Annotated in this window: 12 protein-coding genes and 1 pseudogene; 5 read left to right on the top strand and 8 right to left on the bottom strand. The window is 63.9% G+C overall.

Features of this window, described 5'->3' with window-relative positions:
* The first annotated feature begins 63 nt into the window (after positions 1-63).
* Both CQW31_RS01235 and CQW31_RS01240 read left to right on the top strand, forming a co-directional pair.
* Positions 64-834, top strand: coding sequence for an IclR family transcriptional regulator C-terminal domain-containing protein (locus CQW31_RS01235; protein ID WP_099813509.1), 771 nt, complete (start codon positions 64-66; stop codon positions 832-834).
* A gap of 442 nt (positions 835-1,276) precedes the next feature.
* A complete protein-coding gene (locus CQW31_RS01240) occupies positions 1,277-1,777 on the top strand; it encodes a glycine zipper domain-containing protein (RefSeq protein WP_099813510.1) in 501 nt (166 codons plus the stop codon).
* Here the strand turns inward: CQW31_RS01240 and CQW31_RS01245 are convergent.
* Positions 1,750-2,634, bottom strand: a pseudogene (locus CQW31_RS01245) (CAP domain-containing protein). The gene CQW31_RS01240 and the pseudogene CQW31_RS01245 overlap by 28 nt on opposite strands.
* Before the next feature lie 210 nt (positions 2,635-2,844).
* Between CQW31_RS01245 and CQW31_RS01250 the strand changes: the two are divergent.
* Together CQW31_RS01250 and chrA are read left to right on the top strand one after the other, a co-directional pair.
* Positions 2,845-3,786, top strand: a complete 942-nt coding sequence (locus CQW31_RS01250) for a chromate resistance protein ChrB domain-containing protein (RefSeq protein WP_143524201.1) — start codon at positions 2,845-2,847, stop codon at positions 3,784-3,786.
* Positions 3,779-5,149, top strand: a complete 1,371-nt coding sequence (gene chrA, locus CQW31_RS01255) for a chromate efflux transporter (protein WP_099813511.1) — start codon at positions 3,779-3,781, stop codon at positions 5,147-5,149. The genes CQW31_RS01250 and chrA overlap by 8 nt, the downstream gene beginning before the upstream one ends.
* Positions 5,150-5,217: 68 nt before the next feature.
* Here chrA and CQW31_RS01260 read toward each other — a convergent pair whose 3' ends face one another.
* The 3 genes from CQW31_RS01260 to CQW31_RS01270 form a co-directional block, all read right to left on the bottom strand.
* The gene (locus CQW31_RS01260) at positions 5,218-6,717 is read right to left on the bottom strand and encodes a diguanylate cyclase (RefSeq protein ID WP_099813512.1); all 1,500 of its coding nucleotides are present in this window, start codon (positions 6,715-6,717) and stop codon (positions 5,218-5,220) included.
* Positions 6,718-6,990: 273 nt separating this feature from the next.
* Complete coding sequence (locus CQW31_RS01265) at positions 6,991-8,217, bottom strand: MFS transporter (RefSeq protein WP_099813513.1); 1,227 nt, start codon at positions 8,215-8,217, stop codon at positions 6,991-6,993.
* A 611-nt stretch (positions 8,218-8,828) separates the two neighbouring features.
* Complete coding sequence (locus CQW31_RS01270) at positions 8,829-10,682, bottom strand: ABC transporter ATP-binding protein (RefSeq protein ID WP_099813514.1); 1,854 nt, start codon at positions 10,680-10,682, stop codon at positions 8,829-8,831.
* Between the two features lie 611 nt (positions 10,683-11,293).
* Here CQW31_RS01270 and CQW31_RS01280 point away from each other — a divergent pair.
* Positions 11,294-13,135, top strand: a complete 1,842-nt coding sequence (locus CQW31_RS01280) for a potassium transporter Kup (protein ID WP_099813515.1) — start codon at positions 11,294-11,296, stop codon at positions 13,133-13,135.
* A gap of 33 nt (positions 13,136-13,168) precedes the next feature.
* Here the strand turns inward: CQW31_RS01280 and CQW31_RS01285 are convergent, their stop codons facing one another.
* The 4 genes from CQW31_RS01285 to CQW31_RS01305 all read right to left on the bottom strand — a co-directional run bounded on the left by CQW31_RS01285 (position 13,169) and on the right by CQW31_RS01305 (position 17,500).
* Entirely contained in the window at positions 13,169-14,131 is a 963-nt protein-coding gene (locus CQW31_RS01285; RefSeq protein WP_099813516.1) for a 2-oxoglutarate and iron-dependent oxygenase domain-containing protein, read from the bottom strand.
* A 181-nt stretch (positions 14,132-14,312) separates the two neighbouring features.
* The gene (locus CQW31_RS01295; protein ID WP_099813517.1) at positions 14,313-15,395 is read right to left on the bottom strand and encodes a BMP family ABC transporter substrate-binding protein; all 1,083 of its coding nucleotides are present in this window, start codon (positions 15,393-15,395) and stop codon (positions 14,313-14,315) included.
* 52 nt (positions 15,396-15,447) lie between these two features.
* Positions 15,448-16,374: an ABC transporter permease gene (locus tag CQW31_RS01300; protein WP_099813518.1), complete on the bottom strand. Its 927-nt coding sequence runs from the start codon at positions 16,372-16,374 to the stop codon at positions 15,448-15,450.
* Positions 16,375-16,399: 25 nt separating this feature from the next.
* Positions 16,400-17,500 (bottom strand): ABC transporter permease, encoded by a 1,101-nt coding sequence (locus CQW31_RS01305; RefSeq protein ID WP_099813519.1) that lies wholly within the window; start codon positions 17,498-17,500, stop codon positions 16,400-16,402.

Genomic DNA, 17,500 nt, shown 5'->3' on the forward strand with positions numbered 1-17,500 from the left:
ATGCGATAATCGCAGCTATCTTTCGGTAATCGCATCAACAGCCACTTTACCCGAGCCGAACCCATGTCCCGACCCGAGATCCACCCGCGCGACCTGATCGCCGGCCTGCAGAAAGGCCTGGCGCTGATGCAGCTCTTCAATGCCGAGCAGCCACGCCTGAGTGTGCCTCAGGCGGCCAGGCTGTCCGGCTTGACCCCGAGTGCCGCCCGGCGCTTTCTGCTGACGTTGGTCCACGAAGGCTTTGCCGAGACCGACAACCGCCATTACTGGCTTGCGCCCAAGGCCCTGCGCCTCGGCCAGGCCTATGTCGACTCGGCGCAGTTGCCACGCATGTTGCGGCCGATCGTCGAGCAGGTGGCGCGGCAGACCCAGGAACATGTGTCGGTGGGTAGCCGTGATGGCGACGAGATCATCCACCTGGTGCGCAGCCGCTACAGCCACATCGCTTCGTTGTCGATCCGCCCCGGGTCGCGGGTGCCGATGTATTGCACGGCAAGTGGCAGGGTCTGGCTGGCGTGGCTGGAGGAGCAGCAACGCGAGGAATACTTCGCGCGCAACCCGCTGCAGGCGCTGACGCCTTATACCCAGACCGACAGGGCGTTGCTGGAGGCGGAGTTGCAGCGGGTGAGGGCGCAGGGCTACAGCATCGTCGATCAGGAATATGAAATCGGCATGCGTGTGCTGGGCGTGCCGTTGCTCGACCGCAGCGGCCAATTGAAGGCGACCTTGACGATCACCACCCATGCGTCGCGGTTGAGCATTGACGAGATGCGCCTGCGTTACCTGGCGACGCTGTATGAGGCGCAGGGGTTGCTCAAACCGGTGCTGGATTGAGCTGTAACAGGCTGTCCTGGGTTGCTGTGGGGCAAGCCCGCGAAGCAAGCGACGCGGTGTACGGCACGGGCTTCGCCCGTGTTCGCGGGCGCGCCCGCTCCCACAGAGCCCGCGCCTGCAGTGAGGGAAGTTTGACTTTCAGTGTGCTTGAAGTTGCAGACCTGGAGCTTGGCCGGCCATGCAGCCTATATCCTTGGATGTGCCGAAAGCGCAGGGGATGCAAGCTGTGCGCTTTGTCGACGCGCAGTAGCTGCGTCAGGCGCTGGCGGGCTTTGAGCTGCTGAGTGCCAAGTAGCCAAAGACTGTCAAAAAGCCGCAAAGTTTCACCGGAAAAACAGTAACTTAGAGAATTTTTGCAACCCGTGTTACTGGTCGGATTTCCGTTGAAAGCCTCCTTGCAGAGCCTCAGGATCGCCTCGGCATTCCCTTGAGGCTCTCATCCATGAAGTACTCCTCGATTCTTTTGTTGTCATTTGGCCTGTTGAGCGGCGTCGCTTCTGCAGGCGGCAATACCGAAGCAGGCATAGGCGGCGCGCTGGGCGGGGTACTGGGTTCGGTGGTCGGTCAGTCGATCGGCGGCAGCACCGGCTCGGCAATCGGCGCAGGCTTGGGTGGCGCGGCCGGCGGTGCGGTGGGGGCCAACAAGCACAGCCGTGGCGAAGCGGCCATTGGCGGCGCACTGGGCGCTGCCGGCGGCAACGTGCTTGGCCGGCAGATGGGCGGCACTACGGGCAGCATGATCGGTGCAGCAGCCGGTGGCGGCGTGGGCGGTGCCCTGGGTAACCACATGGGCCGCGAATACGACGATGAAAGTGGTCATCGCGGCGGTGGTCGCGACTATGACGATGATGACGACGACCGTGGCTGGCGCCGTCACCACCACGACCGTGGTAATCACTATGGCTGGCGCAAACATCACCGCGACTGGCGCGACGACGACTGATCGGCGCCGAACAGCATCGTCCAGTACACCCCCTCATCACTGTTCGCATTCGCGACACAGGCCGCGCCAACCTGGGTGAACATCGGGTTCATCAGGTTGGCACAATGCCCGGGGCTGGCCAGTCAGCCTGCCATCGCCTTGCTCGTGGACCCTTGGCCGGCGACAATATTCTCACCGATCTGACGCCCCTGGTAGCCGGCATCCCACGCCCGGTCTGTGGGCAAATCGCCGTTGGGGTCGCGGTGCGCGAAATAGTTGCCGTTGGCCATCGCCCGGCTGTGGCGCTGCGCTGCCGTGCCCAGGGCGGTGTTCCAGCTGAGCGGGCGCGCAGCGGCGAAACGCTGGCGACCACACAGCCGCGACTTGGCCCGAGCGGCGTTGACCTGCGCCAGTAACGCGTTGCTCGTGGAGCGCTGATCGCCGAGCTGTGCGTCGAGCACGGGACGCGCCAACACCACCTGCCACTCATTGCGGCTGCGGCTGACACCGATGTCGGCAAACTGGTTATCGAGCAAGGCCGCGCAGTAGTGGCTGCGCAGGCGGTCGAAAGCCTCCTCGGCATCTGTTGCGCCGGCTAAACGGATGCTGCGCACCTTTACGGCCTGATAGCCAGCGTCCTTCAAGCCTTCCCGCAAAGCGCCGCCGTAGCCAACCGGTAGTGCCAGGCTCGACTTCAACGCCAGCGGTGTCGAGACCACCACTCTGCGCCCTTCGCAGCGCTGTGGCTGGGCGCGGTAATCATTGATGGCCGCCACCAGCTGGCGTTCCCCGCCGGCCAGGGCGGGGCTGATGAACAGGAGGAAGAAGTGAACGAGGCACAGCGAGACAAACGACGAGCAGCGGGCAGCTTGGCGCATGGGCGAACAGCTCTGGAGGGATGATGGCGGGCGTGTCGATCTAAGGGCCCGAGTATGACTGCGCGCCTGGATACGGGTTCACGAACACTGGAGACAAATCTGGCGGTAGAAGCAGCGTCCCGGTTTTCAGCACACTCCAAGAATAATCGTTGCTTTTGGATAAGCCTGTATTACTGTAGAGGTAAGTACATTTTATGATGAATACTCTACATGAGCCTGTGGTCGCTACTGATCCTTGGGTTGCCGACGGCCAACGCCACCGAGCGAATGCGTGCCTGGAGAACCCTTAAAGCCTCTGGCGCAGCAGTTCTGCGCGATGGCGTATACCTGCTGCCAGAAAGTCACGTGGGCCGAGAAACCTTCGAAGCCGTGGAGCGTGATGTACTGGCCAGCAACGGCACAGCGTTTCTGTTCTCGCTGTCTGAACCTGAGGAACGCTTCAGCGGGTTGTTCGACAGAAGCGATGAGTACACCAGGCTGATGCAAGACGTTGCCGGTAGCCGGACTGAGCTGACGCCGGATAATGCGCTTCACATTGCACGGCAGGCACGCAAGCTCAGAAAGGCCTTTGGCCAGTTGGCAGCCATCGATTTCTTCCCTGGCCTGCTCAAGGCTCATGCCGACTCGGCCCTGCAAGACCTTGAGACCGCTATCAGCCGGGCGCTGTCCGCCGATGAGCCACGTGCGCACGACCAAGTCATCACTCGACTCAGCCGCACCGACTACCAGGGACGACGATGGGCAACCCGAAAACGCCCATGGGTGGATCGGTTGGCCTGCGCCTGGCTGATTCGTCGCTTCATCGACACTGACGCCCAATTCATCTGGTTGAACCATCCCAGCGACTGCCCAAGCGATGCACTGGGCTTCGATTTTGATGGGGCCAGGTTCAGTCACGTTGGCCAGCGGGTTTCCTTCGAAACCCTCATCGAGAGCTTTGCCGTGCAGCAGCCAGGCCTGGCACGTTTGGCCGGCGTCATTCACTACCTGGATGCAGGCGGCAATCAACCTGCCGAGGCACCCGGTATCGAGCGTGTCCTCGCAGGCTTGAGAGCGAGCATTGACGATGACGATCAATTGACCGTGGTCGCCGGGGGCATCTTCGATGGCCTGCTGGCGGCTTTTGCAAGTGAGGAATCGCAAAATGGTTGATACCCCCTCGGCAATAAGCGAGCAGCTGCCATCGCAAGCGACTCGGCAGCCGATCGGCCTGTATGAAGCCTTCCTGTTCTGGCTCAAGTTAGGCTTCATCAGCTTTGGCGGGCCTGCGGGGCAGATCTCGATCATGCACCAGGAGTTGGTCGAACGCAGGCGCTGGATCAGCGAGAAGCGCTTTCTGCACGCGCTGAACTACTGCATGTTGTTGCCCGGCCCCGAGGCCCAGCAGCTCGCCACCTATATCGGTTGGCTCATGCACCGCAGTTGGGGCGGGGTGATTGCCGGCGCATTGTTCGTGCTGCCTTCGCTGTTCATCTTGATCGGCCTGTCCTGGGTCTACGTTGCCTTTGGCGAGGTGCCGGTCGTCGCAGGGATCTTCTATGGCATCAAGCCCGCGGTCACCGCGATTGTCGTCCATGCCGCTCACCGGATTGGTTCACGAGCCCTTAAGAATGGCTGGCTGTGGGCAATAGCCGGCGCCTCGTTCGCGGCGGTCTTCGCGCTCAACGTGCCGTTCCCGCTGATCGTGCTGGCGGCCGCCGTCATCGGCTATGTGGGCGGTCGCGTCGCACCAGGCACATTCGTGATCGGTGGCGGTCATGGTGCGGCAAAATCCAGTTATGGCCCAGCCCTGATCGATGACGACACCCCAACCCCAGAACATGCGCGTTTCAGATGGGGTCACCTGGTACGCCTGCTGCTGGTCGGCGCAGGTCTGTGGGTGCTGCCCATGGGGTTGCTGACGCTGTCGTTTGGCTGGGACGGCACCCTGACGCAGATGGGCTGGTTCTTCACCAAGGCCGCACTGCTGACCTTTGGCGGTGCCTACGCGGTGCTGCCCTATGTTTATCAGGGAGCGGTTGGGCATTACGGCTGGTTGACCCCCACCCAGATGATCGATGGCCTCGCCTTGGGAGAAACGACGCCAGGGCCACTGATCATGGTGGTTGCCTTCGTCGGATTCATAGGTGGGTACGTGCATCCGATGTTCGGTGAACAGCACCCGTTCCTTGCCGGTGCAGTCGCGGCGAGCCTCGTCACCTGGTTCACCTTCCTGCCGTCGTTCATCTTCATCCTTGCCGGAGGCCCGGTGGTGGAATCGACCCACAACGAGATGAAATTCACCGCACCGCTGACCGGCATCACTGCGGCTGTGGTGGGGGTGATCTTCAACCTAGCCTTGTTCTTCGGCTACCACGTGCTTTGGCCGACGGGCTTCAATGGGGCGTTCGACTGGCCGTCCGCAGTGATTGCGCTCAGCGCTGCGATTGCTTTGTTCAGGTTCAAGCGCGGTGTGATTCAGGTGCTGTTCGCCTGTGCACTGGCAGGGCTGGCGGTGCACCTGTTGCGCTCATGAAGGCAGAGGCAACTTGTGCCCAGCAACCTTAGTCCGGATTTTCAATTGCCGGCGGCTGGCTGCCGGTTTCAGCCGATGTGCACACCATTGCGGCCTGCACCTTTGGCCTGGTACAGCGCCTGGTCGGCGCGCACCAGCAGGTCGTGGTAGCAGTGCAGTTCACCACCCTGGGTGCAGGCAATGCCAATGCTAACGGTGACCCGGGCAAAAGGGCTTTGCTGGTGGGCGATAGGCACTTTGCTCAGGCATTCGAGCATTGCCTGGGCAACAATGGCCGCGCCAGCGCTGTCGGTGCCGGGCAGGATCGCCGCGAGTTCCTCGCCGCCATAACGGGCCAGCAGATCGGGCGGGCGACGCATGCAGGCCGCCAGCCGTTTGGCCACCTGTTGCAGGCAGGCATCACCCGCCGGGTGGCCGTAGGTGTCGTTGTAGCGCTTGAAGTGGTCGATATCGATCATCAGCAGGCTCAGCGCACCAGCGCTGCGCTGGGCCCTACCTGCCTCCTCGGCCAGGGCCTGGTCGAAACTGCGGCGGTTGGCCAGCCCGGTCAATGGGTCGTGCATGGCCAGGCGTTCAAGCTGCTGGTTACTGTCGAGCAGCTGTTGCTGGGCCACCCGCAGATCATCCTCGGCCAGGTTGCGCCGGCGCATGGCGCGGATCAGCAGCCAGCCGATGGCGCCGGTCAGGCCAAGCAGCGCGCACACCACCAGCACCGACAGTTGTGCCTCCATCCGCCAGGCTGCCAGTGCTTCATGCTGACCCAGGGCGACGGTGGTCACCAGCGGCAGCTGGTCGCTCTTGCGAAACGCATACAGGCGCTCGACACCGTCCAGGCTGGAGGTGAACGAGGCGGTACCGACCGTTTTTTCGACCAGGTACTTGGTGTAGATCGGCGACTGGGAGAAGTTGCGCCCCATGTCCTGCTCGCGAAACGGGTAGCGCACCAGCAATGTGCCGTCGGTATAGGTCAGCCCGATGGCGCCATCCCGGCCGACGTCGATCTGACCGAACAGGTGCAGAAAGTTCTCGATCCCCAGGGTGACCGCCACCACGCCGGCGAAATCGCCGTTGGCATCATTGAAGCGACGACTGATGGTAATGACCCATTCTTGGTTGGCGCGGCTGCGGATCGGCGGACCGATGAACGACTCGCGCGAAGGGTCGTCGCGGTGATGGATGAAGTAGGCCCGGTCACTGCTGTTGGCGCCGACCGGGAACGGGCGATTGGACGACATCAGCCAGCGCCCGTCCCGAGCGTAGATGGTGATGCCGCTCAACTGAGGCATCAGCGGTTGTTGCCGGTTGATCAGCTGGCTCAGCCGTTCGATCTGTGCCGGCCCGCTGCCTTCGGTTTCCAGGCGTTCCACCAGGCCGAGCAGGAACATCGAACTTTGCCGCACGATGCCTTCGGAATAGGTGGAAAGCGCCTGGGTGAGGTTCAGGCCATGGGTGTTGATGTCTTCCAGTGCTTGTTCACGAGAAGCCATGACCTTCCATAGCGTCAACGAAGCGAGCGAGCAACCAATGACCGTTAGCAAAAGGACAACGAGGTGAATGTCACGCTTCACGTTAGTACCTGAAAGAAGTCCGGATTTCGACGTTGGCGCTCAATGGCGGAAGGCCATGGCACAAAGCCATTCCTGGCATGGTGCAAGAATACCGTGGAGTCGAAGTGAACCGCAGCAGTTAAACAACGTGTTGGTGCATCTCGTTGGGCTGGCTAAGGCTCGAGCCACTGCCCATAGAGTCTGGGCCATTGCTCCCGTGATACCGCCGCATGTCGAATACGATCTGACGCCTTTTGGCGAGAAAGCGGCGACCGATCGCGATCGCTCATCTCCTCAACCAGCCTGCGCCGCCAGGCTGTTACTGACCTTGCGCCCCAGCACCCATACCGTGACGAACCCGCAGCCCACCAGTGCCGTGGCCAGGCTCAGCAGCACCGAGCTGCCTAGCTGGTCGACGATGCGCCCACCGAAGAACGAGCCAAGGGCGATGATGACCTGGAACATGGCCACGAACAGCGGCATGCCGCGCTCGACGTCTTTGGGCGCCACGACGAACATCCAGATGCTGGCGCAGGCAGGGAACGCCCCAAAGGCGAAGCCCCAGAGGGCGATCAGCATCGCCGCGCCGGTGAGGCCGGTGGCGAAGTGGGGGAACAGCGCGGTGCTGACGCCAATCATCACCGCCACCAGCAACAGCGTGTGGCGCACGCTCTGGTTGGCAGCGTAGCCGGCGAACAGGTTGCCGATCACACCGGCCGCGCCGTAGAGCAGCAGCAGGGAACCGATGGTCGAGCCATCGAAGCCGGAACTCTGCTTGAAGAACGGTGCAACATAGGTGTATGCGGCAAAGTGCGCCAGGCCGATCAGCAGCACGGCGATCAAACCGACCCGGGCTTGCGGATTGATGAACAGCGCCGGCAGGTCACTTATGCGGATGGCCTTGTCCGGGTTGAGCCGCGGCAGCAGCAACAGCTGCGCCAACAGTACCGGCACGCCAAGCAGCGCGGTGGCCAGGAAGGTCATGCGCCAGCCCATCAGGCCGCTCAGCCAGGTGCCCACGGGGACCCCCAGCACGGTGGCCAGGGTTACACCGGCCATGATGATCGAAGTGGCGCGGGCCACGCTCACCCCCTTGGGCGCGAGGCGGCCGCTGAGGGCAATGGCGGTGGCCCAGAAGCCACCGATGCTGATGCCCAGCAGTACGCGACCGAACAGCAGCAGGCTGAAGTCGCTGGCGTAGGCCACCACCGAGTTGGCGATGATCATGATCAGCGTCAGGCCAATCAGCAAGTAGCGCCGGTCCATGGCGCCAATGCCGACCGACAGCAGCGGCGCGGCCAGGGCCGCCATGATGCCGGGCAGGGTCACCATCAGCCCGGCGTGGCCGGCGCTGATGCCCAGGTCGCTGGCCACATCGTTGAGCACGCCCACCGGCAGAAACTCGCTGGTGACCAGGGCGAAGGCGCCCACGGCGACCGAGAGAATCGCCAGCCACTGCTGTTTGACGCTTTGTTGATCATGTTCGGGACGGCCGTGAGAGGCCTGACTGACGCTTGGCATGTTCCTGATTCCAAGGTGAGGTCGCCTGTTGCAGGCGAAGGGGGGAGGGAAAATTGGAGGCGATTATAAAAGTCGGCAGTGGGACGTCGACAGGCGAGCCGCTCGATAGTATTCATCAACGTGATCGATGGGACGCGCCGGGTAGAGCGCTCGCGCTGTGCTCAACGTCGAGACGTTTCGTTGAACAGTGCGCCGGTTTGTAGCTCCAGCGTATCCAGGGCTGATACAGCAAGCCGGGCTAGCCAGTGGATTTGGCAGGTTTCCCTGTGGGAGCGGCTTCAGCCGCGAAGCAGCCACCGCGGTGGATGGCACCGGCTGTGCCGGTGTTCGCGGCTGAAGCCGCTCCCACAGGGTTTGCATCAGCCTTCAGAGCGCTCGCGCTGTGCTCGACGTCGAGACGTCTCGTTGAACAATGCGCCGGCTTGTAGCTCCAGCGTATCCAGGGCTGATACAGCAAGCCGGGCTAGTCAGTGGATTTGGCAGGTTTCCCTGTGGGAGCGGCTTCAGCCGCGAAGCAGCCACCGCGGTGGATGGCACCGGCTGCGCCGGTGTTCGCGGCTGAAGCCGCTCCCACAGGGTTTGCAACAGCCTTCGAGTAGGACAGTACGTGGCTATTCCAGCGCCTCGGCCACCCCCTGATCCTCCCCCAGGAACCCCCCGCTCTGGTGCTGCCACAGTCGCGCATAGGTACCGTTATTCGCCAGCAATTCACTGTGCGTACCTTGCTCGATGATGCGCCCTTCATCCATGACAATCAGCCGGTCCATGGCGGCAATGGTGGACAGCCGGTGGGCGATGGCGATCACGGTCTTGCCCTGCATCATCTCGTCGAGGCTTTCCTGAATCGCCACCTCGACTTCCGAGTCCAGGGCACTGGTGGCTTCGTCCAGCAGCAGGATCGGCGCGTTCTTGAGCATCACCCGGGCAATGGCGATGCGTTGGCGCTGGCCGCCTGAAAGCTTGATACCGCGCTCACCGACCAGGGTGTCGTAACCACTGTGGCCGTCGCGGTCGCTTAGCTGGCGGATGAAGCCATCGGCCTGGGCGTTGATGGCGGCGCTCTGGATCTGCGCCTCGGTGGCGTCCGGGCGGCCGTAGGCGATGTTGTCGCGGATCGAACGGTGCAGCAGCGAGGTGTCCTGGGTGACCATGCCAATGGCGCTGCGCAGGCTGTCCTGGGTGACGTGGGCGATGTTCTGCCCGTCGATGCGGATCTCGCCGCTGTCCACATCATAGAAGCGCAGCAGCAGGTTGATCAGCGTCGACTTGCCCGCGCCGGAGCGGCCCACCAGGCCGACTTTTTCGCCAGCGCGGATGCTCAGGCTCAGGCCATCGAGCACCTGGCGTTCGCCGTTGTAGTTGAAGCGCACGTTGTCGAAGGTCACCGCGCCGCCCCGGGTTTCCAGCACGGTGGCATTCGGCACGTCCTGCACCTTGGGCCCACGGGTGAGAGTGGCCATGCCGTCCTGCACGGTGCCGATGTTTTCGAACAGCGAGGTCATTTGCCACATGATCCAGTGCGACATGCCGTTGACGCGCAGGGCCATGGCCGTGATCGCGGCCACCGCACCGGTACCGACCTGGCCCTGGTGCCACAGCCACAGGGCGTAGCCGCCCGCGCCGAAGATCAGCCCGACCACCAGCGCCTGGTTGACGATCTCGAACTGGCTGACCAGGCGCATCTGGCGGAAGCCGGTCTGCTTGAAGTCTTCCATCGCCGCCCGGGCGAAGTGCGCCTCGCGCTTGGAGTGGGAAAACAGCTTCACGGTGGTGATGTTGGTGTAGGCGTCGGACACCCGCCCGGTCATCGACGAGCGCGCATGGGCCTGTTCCTGGCCGACCTTGCCCAGGCGCGGCACGAAATACAGCATGGCCAGGCCGAACAGCACCAGCCAGGCAATGAACGGCAGCATCAGCTTGGCGGCAAAGCCACCGGCCAGGGCGATGATGGCGATGAAGTACACACCGATGCCCGGCACGATCTCGATCAGGGTAAACAGCACTTCACGCACTGCCAGCGCGGTCTGCATCACCTTGGTGGTGACCCGCCCGGAAAACTCGTCGGAGAAGAACGACAGGCTCTGGCGCAGCATCAGCCGGTGGAAGTCCCAGCGCAGGCGCAGCGGCAGGTTGATCGCCAGCACCTGGTGCTGCATCAATGTGCGCAAGGCCACCAGCACGATGCTGGCGATCAGCAGCAGGCCGACGCCCCACAGCACACGGCTTTCTTCCGGGCTCACTTCACCGCCAGCCTGCCAGTTGGAGAGCAAGTCCACCACCTGGCCGAGGAAGGAGAACAGCCAGGCTTCGTAGATCGAGACCCCGGCACTGAACAGTGCCAGCGCCAGGATATAGCCACGTGCGCCGCGGGTGCAGGCCCACAGGAAGCGCAGCAGGCCGACCGGGGGGGGCGGCACCTCGTCGGGGGGGAAGGGGTCGAGCCAGCGTTCAAAGGCACGGAACATGAAGGTCTCCGGAGTTACTCGTTTGCGACAACCATACAGCACATTTTGGAAGGGGGCATGGCGGGCAGGGCTGTGGGGTCTGCTTGTCTTGGGATTGTGTGGAGGCCGCCAAGTGCCTGCCGGGAGATTTGCAGCGCCTGTGAGACCGAGCGCCGCCCGCGCGGCGCATCGCGGGCAAGCCCGCTCCCACATCTGTTTCGGGCCAATCTCTCCTGTGCCGCCAACAGGATCCGCCTTGGTGCTTGACTGAAGACTGATGAAAAACAGTTGAGTCCACCTCAATATGAAAGGGAACAAACAAGGCGGTCCCTGTTGGCTTCACAGGAGTAACTGTCCCGAAACAGATGTGGGAGCGGCGGTGCGGCGATCCGACTTGCCCGCGATGCGCCGCGCGGGCGGCGCTCGGTCTCACAGGCGCTGCAAATCTCAAGGCGACCCCCCTGATTTTTTACGCTCTTTTTACGACTCTCCCAATGGACTGAAGGGATACTTGTCGCGCGATGCTCAAGGATGGCATGCACTTCTACCCGCCAGTCCAGAGAAGCCCTTTCGTGAGCCAGTCCGCCGTCGCAGCAAACCCTCCCCATTCCCGCAAGCCCGCTGCCATCGGCATGCTCGTCGCTGCCGTCGGCGTGGTCTATGGCGACATCGGCACCAGCCCGCTGTACACCCTCAAGGAAGTCTTCGCCGGGCACTACGGCGTCCAGGCCAATACCGCCGGTGTTCTCGGCGTCCTGTCATTGGTGTTCTGGTCGTTGCTGTGGGTGGTGTCGTTCAAGTACGTGCTGTTCATCCTGCGCGCCGATAACCAGGGCGAGGGCGGCATCATGGCCCTGACCGCGCTGGCACACCGGGCGGCGGCGCCCTACAAGCGGCTGAGCAGGATGCTGGTGCTGCTCGGCCTGTTCGGCGCTGCGCTGTTCTACGGCGACAGCATGATCACCCCGGCGGTTTCGGTGCTGTCAGCCGTCGAGGGGCTGCAACTGGCCTTCGACGGCATCGAGCATTGGGTCGTGCCACTGGCAGTCCTGTTGCTGGTGGCGCTGTTCCTGATCCAGAAGCACGGCACCGCGCGCATCGGCATTCTGTTCGGGCCGATCATGGTGCTGTGGTTCGTGGCGATCGGTGCGTTGGGCGTGCACGGCATCGTGCAGCGCCCGGAGGTCCTGCAGGCGCTCAACCCGGCCTGGGCGGTGAAGTTCTTCGTCTACCACCCAGGCATGGGCGTAGCCATTCTCGGTGCCGTGGTGCTGGCGCTGACCGGCGCCGAAGCGCTGTACGCCGACATGGGGCATTTCGGCCGCAAGCCGATTGCCCGCGCCTGGTTCCTGCTGGTGCTGCCGGGGCTGGTGCTGAACTACTTCGGCCAGGGTGCGTTGATCCTCGGCAACCCGGAGGCGGTGCGCAACCCGTTCTACCTGCTGGCGCCGGACTGGGCCCTGCTGCCCATGGTCGGGCTGGCCACGCTGGCGACCATCATCGCCTCCCAGGCGGTGATATCCGGCGCATTCTCCCTGACCCGCCAGGCCATCCAGCTGGGCTATGTGCCGCGCATGTTCATCCAGCACACCTCCAGTGAGGAGCAGGGGCAGATCTACATCGGTATGGTCAACTGGGCACTGATGGTCGGCGTGGTGCTGCTGGTGGTCGGCTTCGAGTCGTCCGGAGCACTGGCGGCGGCCTATGGTGTGGCGGTGACCGGCACCATGCTGATCACCACCTTGCTGGCTTCGGCGGTGGTGCTGTTGCTGTGGAAGGCACCCCGCTGGCTGGCAGTGCCGATGTTGCTGGCGTTTTTGCTGGTGGACAGCCTGTACTTCGCTGCCAACGCCCCGAAGATCTTCCAGGGCGGTGCTTTCCCGGTGGTTGCCGGGGTCGCGCTGTTCATGCTGATGACCACCTGGAAGCGCGGGCGCACGATCATCGTCGAGCGGCTGGACGAGAGCGCGTTGCCGCTGGAGCTGTTCATCGCCAGCCTGCAGGCGCAACCGCCATACCGGGTGAATAGCACGGCAGTGTTCCTGTCCGCCCGGCCTGAAGCCGTGCCCCACGCGCTGCTGCACAACCTGCTGCACAACCAGGTGCTGCATGAGCAGGTGGTGCTGCTGACCGTGGTGTTCGAGGACGAGCCGCGGGTCACTGCCGGCAAGCGCTTTGCAGTCGAGGCCTTCGGCGATGGCTTCTACCGGGTGAGCCTGCACTTCGGTTTCATGGAAGAGCCAAACGTGCCGCTGGCCTTGAGCCGTTGCCCGTACCCGGACCTGGCGTTCGGCCCGATGCGCACTACCTACTTCCTCAGCCGCGAGACGGTCATCGCCGGCAAGCAGAAGGGCATGGCCCGCTGGCGCGAGCACCTGTTCGTCTTCTTGCTGCGCAACGCCAACAGCAACCTCAAGTACTTCCAGCTGCCGCTGAACCGGGTGATCGAACTGGGTACTCAGGTCGAGATGTGAGGCCGTTACAACCATCTGCAACGGCCCTTGCGTTCAAACCACCGCTTCGCGGCGATAGGCATAGGTTTCGGCAAAGCGCGACAGCATGTAGGCGCTGCACGACACTGCCGGGTACCTGGCCGGGTTGTCCGCGCTGGAGCAGTTGGGCAGGCAGCTGATCTCGGTGTCCGGGTGCGGTTCGGCGAAGAACGGCATCGAGTAGCGGTCCACGCCCAGCGGGCTGATCACCCGGTGCGGTGTGGAGGTGTAACGGTCGTTGCTCCAGCGGGCCATCATGTCGCCGATGTTCACGACATAGGTGCCTTCGATGGGCGGGGCGTCGATCCATTCGCCGTTCACGTTCTGCACCTGCAGGCCGCCGGCGTCGTCCTGGTACAGCAAGGTCACGCAGCCGTAGTCGGTGTGTGCTCCGGCGCCTTGCTGGTCGGCGCTGCTGGCGGTCTGGCGTGGCGGGTAGTGGATCATGCGGAACACGCTGATCGGCTCGGCAAAGCGTTGGTCGAAAAAGTCCTCTTCGATCCCCAGCGCCTCGGCCATGGCCCGCAGCAGGGTCAGGGACAGGGCGTGCATGTCCTGGTAATGCTTTTGCAGCAGCGCTTCCCAACCGGGGATGGCCGGGTGGCGGTTGGGGCCGCGCAGCGGTTTGCCCGCCAATACCTCAGGGTGTTCGGCGCTCATGTGCAAACCCATGTCGAAGGTTTCCTTGAGGTCACTCGGCCGGCTCGGGTCGAGCTGCTCGGTGGCGATGGCGCCATAACCGCGGTGGTGCGTGCTGCGGGTGATGTCGATGCGCAGCTTTTCCTCGATCGGGCGGGCAAAGAAATCTTCGGCGGCGGCCTTCAGTGCCGCGATGCGCGCCGCCGGGATCGGGTGCCCTTTGATGTAGTAGAAGCCCCATTGGCGGCAAGCGGCGTCGATCTGCCGGGCCACCGCCAGGCGGGCGGCGGCGTCGTGCTGGTACAGCGGGGCGATGTCGATGATGGGCAGTGTGTTCATCAGGGCTCCGGAATACGGAAGTTATGTGAGGTCACCAGGACGAAATGACTTTCAAGCGCTGGCGCGACCCTGTGGGAGCGGGCTTGCCCGCGAACACGGGCGCAGCCCGTGCCATCCACTACGTTGCCTGCTTCGCGGGTGAACCCGCTCCCACATGGGGCCGCGTTATGCCAACAGGGCGTTACTTGGGCAGTTGCGCAGTGATGCCCTTGACGTAGTAGTTCATGCCCGCCAGTTCGGCATTGCTGGCCACGGCGCCTTCGGCGATCTTCAGCGCACCGCTCTGGTCGTAAATCGGCCCGGTGAACGGGTGGAACGCGCCATCCTTGATGCTGGCGATGATCTGCTCGGCGCCGCTTTTCACGTCGGCCGGCACCAGCTCGCTGATCGGCAGTTCGACGGTGCCGTCAGCCAGGCCACCCCAGTAGTCCTGCGGCTTCCAGCTGCCATCCATGACCGCCTGGGTGCTCTTGATGTAATGCGGGCCCCAGTTGTTGACGATCGAGGTCAGCACGGCCTTGGGCCCGAAGTGGGCCATGTCCGAGGCGTAGCCCACCGCGTAGATGCCACGGCGCTCGGCGGTCTGGATTGGCGCCGGGCTGTCGGTGTGCTGGAACAGCACGTCGACGCCCTGGTCGATCAGGGCGTTGGCCGCATCGGCTTCCTTGCCCGGGTCGAACCAGGAGTTGACCCACACCACCTTGATCTCGGTGCCGGGGTTGTATTTGTCCAGCGCCAGCTGGATGGCGTTGATGTCACGCAGCACTTCCGGGATCGGGAAGGAGGCGACGTAGCCGATCTTCTTGCTCTTGGTCATCTTCGCGGCAAGGTAACCGCCGACGTAACGGCCTTCGTAGGAGGTTGCCAGGTAGGTGCCGAGGTTCTTGTCCTGCTTGTAGCCGGTGGCGTGCTCGAAGGTGACCTTGGGGAATTGTCTGGCGACCTTGGCAGTCGGGTTCATGTAGCCGAACGAGGTGGCGAAGACCAGGTCGTAGCCGCCCTTGGCCATGTTGCGGATGACCCGCTCGGCGTCGGCGCCTTCCGGTACGTTCTCGACGAAGCGGGTGTCGACCTTGTCGCCGAACTGCTTGATCAGCGCCTGGCGGCCCTGTTCGTGCTGGTAGGTCCAGCCGTGGTCGCCGATCGGGCCGATGTAGACGAAGCCGACCTTCAGCGGGTCGGCAGCGGCGGCAGAGAGCGCCGTGCTGAGGCCGAGCGCGGCGGCCAGGGTGCGTAGCAGCGTATTGCTTTTCTTCTGATGCATCGAGGGTTCACTCCTGTGGGGCTTGTGTTTTTTTGGGTTTATCGGCGCGTCGTCAGCGTCCCGCTTGCCAGGGGTGGCCGAGTGAAACCGGTGCATACAAGCGGGTCTTGATCGCATCGCGCGAGAGCACCACCAGCACCAGGATCGTTGCCACATAGGGCAGCATCGCCAGCAGGTTTGCCGGGACGCTCACACCGACGCCCTGGGCCACCAGGTGCAGGATGCTGGCCAGGCCGAACAGGTAGGCGCCGAGCAGCACGCGCTGCACCCGCCAGCTGGCGAACACCACCAGCGCCAGGGCGATCCAGCCACGGCCGGCGGTCATGTTTTCGGCCCACATCGGGGTGTAGGCCAAGGACAGATAGGCGCCGGCAAGGCCCGCCATGGCGCCGCCGAACAGCACCGCCAGGGTGCGCACGCGCAGCACCGGCAGGCCCATGGCGCTGGCGGCATCGGGGTTCTCCCCGACGGCCTGGAGAATCAGGCCGGTACGGCTTTGCAACAGCACCCAGGCGACCAGGGCGAAGAGGGCGAAGGACAGGTAGACCAGCACGTCCTGGTTGAACAGCATGTGGCCGATGATCGGCAGGTCGGCCAGCAGCGGAATCGCCAGCGGTTCGAAGCCGCTCAGCGGCTTGCCGACCCAGGCGCTGCCGATGGACGCCGACAGACCGACACCGAAGATGGTCAGGGCCAGGCCGGTCGCCACCTGGTTGGCCTGGCAACCCAAGGCCACCAAGGCGAACAGCGAGGCCAGCAACATGCCGGCCAGGCACGCCAGCAGCACGCCAAGCCACAGGCTGCCGCTGGCAAAGGCTGCGATGAAGCCCACCACCGCGCCGAACAGCATCATGCCTTCCTGGCCGAGGTTGAGCACGCCGCTCTTCTCGCACACCAGTTCGCCCAGGGCCACCAGCAGCAGCGGGGTACCGCAACGCACCATGGCGTAGAGAATGTTGCCAAGCAGATCGAGATCCATAGTCGAAGCCTCAGGTCAAAGAAGGTCAGGCACTGGCCGTTTCGGCCATCGGCGTACGCCGCCGCCACTTCAGCGTCAGCCGCGGCCGGTAGAGGATCAGCACGTCGCAGGCGAGCAGGTAGAACAGCATCATTCCCTGGAACAGCCCGGTCAGCGCCTGGGGCAGGTTGAGGGTCATCTGCGCGTTCTCGCCGCCCAGGTAGAGCAGGGCCATCAGCAGGCCGGCCACCAGGATGCCGAACGGGTTGAGCCGCCCAAGAAAGGCCACGGTGATCGCCGCATAGCCGTAGCCCGGCGACACCTGCGGCACCAGTTGGCCGATCGGCCCGCTGACTTCACTGACCCCGGCCAGGCCCGCCAGGCCACCGCTGATCAACAACGCCAGCCACACCAGGCGCTGTTCGCGAAAGCCGACGAAACCGGCGGCCCGCTGGTCGAGGCCGAGCACCTTGATCTGGAAGCCCAGGAAGCTCTTGTGCAGCAGCACCCACGCCGCCACCAGCGCCAGCAGCACGAAGTACAGGCCGACATGCAGCCGGCCATCGTCCAGCAGCGCCGGCAGGCGGCTGGCATCGCCGAACATCGCCGACTGCGGGAAGCTGAAGCCTTGCGGGTCCTTGAGCGGGCCATGCACGAAGTACAACAGCAGGTTCAGGGCGATGTAGTTGAGCATGATGGTGGTGAGGATCTCGTTGGCATTGAAGTGCGTGCGCAGCCACGCCGCCAATGCGCCCCACAATGCGCCAGCGAGGGTGCCGGCCAGCAGCACCCAGAGCAGGGCCCAGCGGCTTTCCCAGTCGATGAGCTGAATCGCCACGGCACTGCCGGCCAGGGCACCGATCAGCAATTGGCCTTCGGCGCCGATGTTCCAGATGCGCGCCTGGTAGGCCACCGCCAGGCCCAGGGCACAGAGTAGAATCGGCAGGGCCTTGAGCAGCAGCTCGCTGAGGCCATAGAGGTCGCTGACCGGTTCGATCAGCAACGTGTGCAGGGTCAGCAGCGGGTCATGGCCCAGGGCGCTGAACAGGATCGCCCCGCTGACAAGCGTCAGCAGCCCGGCCAGCAGCGGTGACAGCACCAGCATGGCCCGCGACTGCTGGCTACGGGGTTCGAGGGATAGCAACAT

This window comes from Pseudomonas sp. 382 (genome assembly GCF_002759075.1).
Classification (GTDB): domain Bacteria; phylum Pseudomonadota; class Gammaproteobacteria; order Pseudomonadales; family Pseudomonadaceae; genus Aquipseudomonas; species Aquipseudomonas vlassakiae.